This is a genomic window from Trebonia sp. (assembly GCF_030042015.1).
Lineage (GTDB): Bacteria > Actinomycetota > Actinomycetes > Streptosporangiales > Streptosporangiaceae > Trebonia.
The window spans coordinates 1-5,319 of the sequence record NZ_JASIAL010000540.1 but is presented as its reverse complement, the minus strand read 5'-3'; the positions used below and the strand labels follow the sequence as shown (position 1 = coordinate 5,319).

Sequence of the window (5,319 nt, the reverse complement as noted above, 5' to 3'; positions counted from 1 at the left end):
GCTGCTGCTCGGGGCGCCCGCGCTCGGCGCGCTCGCCCTGCTGCCCCGCGGGCGGCGCCCGGCGCAGCTGCCGGTGACCGTCCGCCTGTCGCCGGCCCGGTGCTTCGAAGGCGAGGACGTGCGGCTCGCCGTCAGCGTCGGCGTCGCCGCCGGAGCCGGAGCCGGAGTTCGCCTGGACGAGGTGACGTTCACGGTCTCGCCGGCCGACGGCGTCTCGGTCTGGCCAGCGGACGGGCCCGCCACCCAGACCGTGCTTGACGCCACGCGGGCTTGCGCGGCGTGGACCCTGCGGCCGGACCGCTGGGGACGGCGGGAGTCGGCCACGGTCAGCGTGACCTGCCGGGCCGGGATGGGCGCCTGGCAGACCTCGCTGCTTGCCCGGCCGGGCATGCTCGATGTCTTCCCGCGCGCCCCGCGGGTGCGGCCCCGGCTCGTGCCGCCCGAACTGCTGCGGCGGATCGGCGAGCACGCCGGCCGGGCGAGCGGGGACGGGACCGAGTTCGCCGGAATCCGGCCCTACGTGCCCGGCGACCCGCTGCGGGACGTGAACCGCCCGGTGAGCATCCGGCGCAGGCAGTGGCACGTCAACCAGCGCGCCGCATCCCGGGCGGCCGACCTGGTCGTCATGATCGACGTGTTCGACGACATCGGTCCGCCCGGTGACAGCACCCTGGACCTCGCGGTCCGCGGCGCGGCCGCGCTGGTGGCCGCGTACCTGCGGATCAGCGACCGCGCCGGGCTGGTCGTGCTCGGCGGGCTGCTCCGCTGGCTGGCCCCGGCGCCAGGCGACAGGCACTTCTACCGGATCGCGGCGATCATGCTCGACGCGCGCCACCACAGCTACGTCAGCCCCGACCTGAACCGCATCCCGCGCCAGGCGCTGCCGCCAGGCGCGCTTGTCGTCGCGTTCACCCCGCTGCTCGACCCGCGCGCGCTGACCGCGCTCACCGACCTGCGGCAGCGCGGCTTCGCGCTGGCCGTCGTGGACACGCTGCGGCACGAGCCCCCGGTCGCGGCGCGGGCGAGCGCGGACGCGCTCGCGCTTCGGGTGTGGCGGCTGGAGCAGGCCGCACTCCGGGAGGGCCTGGCGGGGATCGGCGTCCCCGTGTTCGGCTGGGCTGAAGGCTCAGAACTCGACGCGGTGCTGGCTCCGGTGCGCGGACCTGCGCCGCGGGGCCGGCGATGAGGGTACCTGGCGCCGGCGGCTCGCCGCTCGCCGTGGCGCTGGTAGCCGCGGGGACCGCCGCCGCCTTCGGCTTCCATCTCGGCGATGCCGGCCTGGCGGCCGTCGGGATCGTCATCCTCGGCCTGCTCCTGGCCGTGGGCGCGCCCCCGGGCCTGTCTGGCCGCCTGGCGGCCCGCTGGGCGGCCCGCCAGGTCCCCGCGCTCACCGCGGGCGCCGTCACGACAGGCGTCGCGCTCGCCGCGCTGACCTTCCGCCCCCCGGCCGTGGTCTGGGCGGTGCTGGCCGGCGCGGCCGCGGCCGTCGCGGCCTACCTGATCGCCGTGCCGCGCGGCCCGCGCACCCCGCCGTCGGCATGACGCCCCGGGCCCGGCAGCGTCCGCCGTCAGCCTTTGCGCGCAGGCATCGGACATCGGCGCTATTGTTTGAGGCTAGTCACAATTTGGTACTTTCGCGTTCGCCGCTCGCGGTGGGCGAGCGCTGCGGGGCAGGAACACCCACGATGGTCAGCAGCCTGGAACCGAGGGTGCCCGAGGGCATCGACATCACGCACCCGAGCATCGCGCGGGTCTACGACTATCTGCTCGACGGCAAGGACAACTTCGCGGTCGACCGGGCCGTCGCGGACAAGCTGATGGCCTCCCACCTGGAGCCGAAGCGGCTCGCGCTCGCCAACAGGGACTTCCTCGTCCGTGCGGTGCGGTTCGTCGCGGAGCAGGGCGTCGCCCAGTTCCTCGACCTGGGCAGCGGCCTGCCGACCTCGCCGAGCGTCCACGAGGTGGCCCGCGACGTCGTTCCCGGCGCGCGCGTCGTCTACGTCGATCACGACCCGGTGGTGATCGCGCACAACCGCGCGCTGCTTGCCACTGGCGACGGCCTCGTCACGGTCCGGGCCGATCTGCGCGACCCGCAGGCCGTGCTCGGCAGCGAGATCGTCAAGGACTGCCTCGACTTCGCCCAGCCAGTCGCGATTCTCCTGCTCAGCATCCTGCACTTCATCGGGGACGAGGAAGATCCGGAGGGCATCGTCGCCCGGTACCGGGACGCCCTCGCGCCAGGGAGCTTCCTGGTGCTCTCGACCGGCACCTCCCAGGGGGCGGACCCGGGCATGGTCTCCGGCACGAGGGATGCCTACCAGGACTACAGCACGCCATTCCGGCTCCGCTCGCACGCGGAGGTCCTGCGCTTGTTCGACGGCTTCGAGCTGGCCGATCCTGGCGTGGTCCTGATGCAGGACTGGCGCCCGGGCAAGACAACCGACCGAGTCCCGCTGAAGGCGACGAACCTGTCCGGTGCCGGGGTAAAACGGTAACGGGACGTCGGCGCTTGGCGGCTTTCCCTTGCGGGCCGTGGCCGCTCGGTTCACAATGGCCGCAATTGGTGATGAGGCTCGCCACGGTCCGGTAATGCAGGGGGGTTTCCAGGACCGGAACCGCGGGTGCTGTGCTCACTGGTCCTGGAGGCAGCTCCCGGAGCCGGAGAGCCCGCTGACGGCTTCTGTGTCCTGTCCGGCTTCGGCAGGTGAGGAGCCCGCCAATGACCGTGTTCCGCCGCATCCTGGTCGGCTGGGACTGCTCGCCCGGCGCCGTCGCCGCCTTGCGCGCGGCGGCCGCGGTGACGACCGACGGCGCGGCGCACATCGTCGCGCTCACGGTGCTGCGGCCCGCGCCGCATACCGAAGACGCCGACGAGGGCGTCGCCGACTTCAACGGCCGCCAGCGCTTCGCCCAGGAGACCTTCGCCAAAGCCTGCGAAGCGATCCCGGACGTCCAGCGGGCCCGGATGAGCCTGCAGTTCGCCCAAAGCGGCGACGCCGCCAAGACCGTCTGCGACTACGCCCAGCAGCATGGTTTCGACCTGCTTGTCCTCGGCAGGCACGGCACTGGCGGCGTGCTGCACCCGCGCCTGGGTCACGTCGCCGCGACCGCGGCCCGCAAGAGCAGCCTGCCGGTACTGCTGGCACCCTAGACCGCCGCTTCCCGCAAACATGGTCAATTCGCCCCGCGGAAAATCGCCATGTATTGTAAGAGCTGCATACGCGATGAGGCTCGCGTGTCGCCGGGGAACACGGCTGATGGCCTCTACCTGCAAGCTGTGTCCGGCGTCGGACGAGCAGGGGAGGCGTACTTGTGCCTGAGCTAATTCAGGTTCTGCAGAGCCTTGTCGTCCTCACGTTCGCCCCCCTGTACGCAGGTGCGATGACGCGCGCCGAGGCTGTCGTCGGGTCCAAGCGCGGCCCGAGCGTGCTGCAGCCCTACCGCGACCTGGCCAAGCTCCTGCGCAAGGGCAGCGCGGTCAGCGACCAGGCGTCCTGGGTGTTCCGCGGCGCCCCGTTCGTCGCGTTCGCCTGCTACCTGACGGTGTCGGTCATCGTCCCCGTGATCACGAACGAGCCGCTGCCGCTGGCCTTCCTCGCCGACCTGATCGGCGGCGCGTTCGTGCTCACGCTGGCCAGCTTCGTGATCTCCCTGTCCGGCCTGGACACGGCCAGCCCGTACGGCGGGCTTGGCGCGAGCCGGGCGAGCTGGATCGGCAGCATGGCCGAGCCCACGCTGATCCTGGTGTTCTTCACCGTCGGCGCGGTGTCCGCCTCGGACAACCCCTACCTGATGAACCACGCGGTCGCGTCCTCCCCGTACGTGGTGGTGCTGCCCACGCACCTGCTCGGCCTGGTCGCGTTCTTCATGATCGTCCTGGTCGAGAACGGCCGGATCCCGATCGACAACCCCGGGGGGTCGACCGAGATATCGATGATCGAGGAAAGCCGCGTCCTTGAGTACTCCGGCCGGGAGTACGCGCTGGTCAAGTGGGGCGGCTGGATGAAGCTGTTCCTGCTGTCGTCGGTGTTCATGAACGTGTTCGTGCTGCCGTGGGGGCTTGGCAGCGCGGCCAGCCTGCCCGGCGCGCTGCTGGCGATCCCCGTGCTGCTCGGCAAGCTCGCGCTGTGCGGGCTGGCGATCGTGGTCATCGACACGTCGTTCGCCAAGCTGCGGTTCTTCCGGATCGCCGAGTTCCTCGGCGCCGCGTTCATGCTCGCCCTGGTGGGCGTCGCCACCTCCTACGTGATCGGGGCGTGAGCGGCCATGCAGTCCCTGTCCGCTAGCAGCACCGCCGGGGTGCTCCTTGACCTGTCCGGCGCGACGATCCTGCTGCTGGCCTTCGCGTGCCTGGCGTCCAAGCTGTTCAACCGGTACGTCGCCTACTACGGCGCCCAGTCGGTGGTGCTGTCGTTCGCCGCGGGCACCGCGGCCGTCGCCTTCCACAGCACGGAGCTGTGGATCCTCGCGGTGCTGACGCTGGCGGTCAAGGGCATCGCGATCCCGATCGCGGCCCGCCGCGTCCTGGTCAGAAGGCTGGCGCTGAAGCGGGACGCCTCGATGTCCACCGGCCTGTCCACCTCGCTGATCGCCGGCGGGGCGCTGACCGCGTTCGCCTACCTGGTCACCCGGCCCGCGCTGCTGCCGCACGGCACCGCCGCGGCCGCGGTGGTCCCGCTGTCGACCGCGGTGATCCTGCTCGGCGCCCTGTCGATGGTCGTGCGGCGGCACACCGTCGCCCAGCTCATCGGCTGGCTCATCGTCGAGAACGGGGTGTTCCTCGGCGCGATCACCCTGGTGGCCACGTTCCCGTTCATCGTCGAGGCCGGGATCTTCCTTGACCTGGTGGCCGGGGTCCTCATCATGCTCGCGCTGGTGTCCGGGCTGGCGCAGCGCCTGGCGTCAGCAACTGCCAGCGACCTGCGGAGGCTGCGGGGATGACGCTCACGCTGATGATCCTCACCTGGGCGCTGCCGCTGTGCAGCGCGATCGTGCCCTGGACCGGCGCCTCGGGCGGCCGGACCGGGGTCGCGCTCGCGGCCGCCGGCGCGGGGTCGCTGGCGGCCGCGATCGCCCTCGCCGTGAGCGTCGTCTCCGGGCACCCGCTGAACGTCCTGGGCGGATTTGTCTACGTCGACTCGCTGTCGGCGTTCTTCGTCTGCACGGTGGCGCTGGTGGTCACGCTGGCCGGCATCGGCTCCTACAGCTACCTGCGGACGGAGGAAGAACGCAGGGAGCTGAGCCAGCTGCAGATGCGCCTGTACGGCACGTTCTTCGGCCTGTTCGCGGGGCTCATGCTCGCGGCTCTGCAGACCGGCA

7 protein-coding genes are annotated in these 5,319 nt (G+C 71.9%); all 7 read left to right on the top strand.

Annotated features, from left to right (window positions below; genetic code table 11):
- Positions 1 to 1,186, top strand: a 1,186-nt coding sequence (locus Q1N79_RS28705) for a DUF58 domain-containing protein (protein WP_300614214.1), incomplete at its 5' end; no start/stop codon positions are given.
- A complete protein-coding gene (locus Q1N79_RS28700) occupies positions 1,183 to 1,542 on the top strand; it encodes a hypothetical protein (RefSeq protein ID WP_300614213.1) in 360 nt (119 codons plus the stop codon). The genes Q1N79_RS28705 and Q1N79_RS28700, both read left to right, overlap by 4 nt.
- A 143-nt stretch (positions 1,543 to 1,685) precedes the next feature.
- Positions 1,686 to 2,495: an SAM-dependent methyltransferase gene (locus Q1N79_RS28695; RefSeq protein WP_300614212.1), complete on the top strand. Its 810-nt coding sequence runs from the start codon at positions 1,686 to 1,688 to the stop codon at positions 2,493 to 2,495.
- A gap of 224 nt (positions 2,496 to 2,719) precedes the next feature.
- On the top strand, positions 2,720 to 3,151 hold the full coding sequence (locus Q1N79_RS28690) for a universal stress protein (RefSeq protein ID WP_300614211.1): 432 nt from the start codon (positions 2,720 to 2,722) through the stop codon (positions 3,149 to 3,151).
- Between the two features lie 161 nt (positions 3,152 to 3,312).
- Positions 3,313 to 4,260, top strand: coding sequence for an NADH-quinone oxidoreductase subunit H (locus Q1N79_RS28685; RefSeq protein WP_300614210.1), 948 nt, complete (start codon positions 3,313 to 3,315; stop codon positions 4,258 to 4,260).
- 6 nt (positions 4,261 to 4,266) lie between these two features.
- A complete protein-coding gene (locus Q1N79_RS28680; RefSeq protein ID WP_300614209.1) occupies positions 4,267 to 4,941 on the top strand; it encodes a hypothetical protein in 675 nt (224 codons plus the stop codon).
- Positions 4,938 to 5,319, top strand: a 382-nt coding sequence (locus Q1N79_RS28675) for a hypothetical protein (protein ID WP_300614208.1), incomplete at its 3' end; no start/stop codon positions are given. The genes Q1N79_RS28680 and Q1N79_RS28675, both read left to right, overlap by 4 nt.

Bases quoted from the DNA above. Each gene is read 5' to 3' on its own strand.
- Q1N79_RS28700 (WP_300614213.1), top strand. From the start codon at position 1,183: ATGAGGGTACCTGGCGCCGGCGGCTCGCCGCTCGCCGTGGCGCTGGTA.
- Q1N79_RS28695 (WP_300614212.1), top strand. From the start codon at position 1,686: ATGGTCAGCAGCCTGGAACCGAGGGTGCCCGAGGGCATCGACATCACG.
- Q1N79_RS28690 (WP_300614211.1), top strand. From the start codon at position 2,720: ATGACCGTGTTCCGCCGCATCCTGGTCGGCTGGGACTGCTCGCCCGGC.
- Q1N79_RS28680 (WP_300614209.1), top strand. From the start codon at position 4,267: ATGCAGTCCCTGTCCGCTAGCAGCACCGCCGGGGTGCTCCTTGACCTG.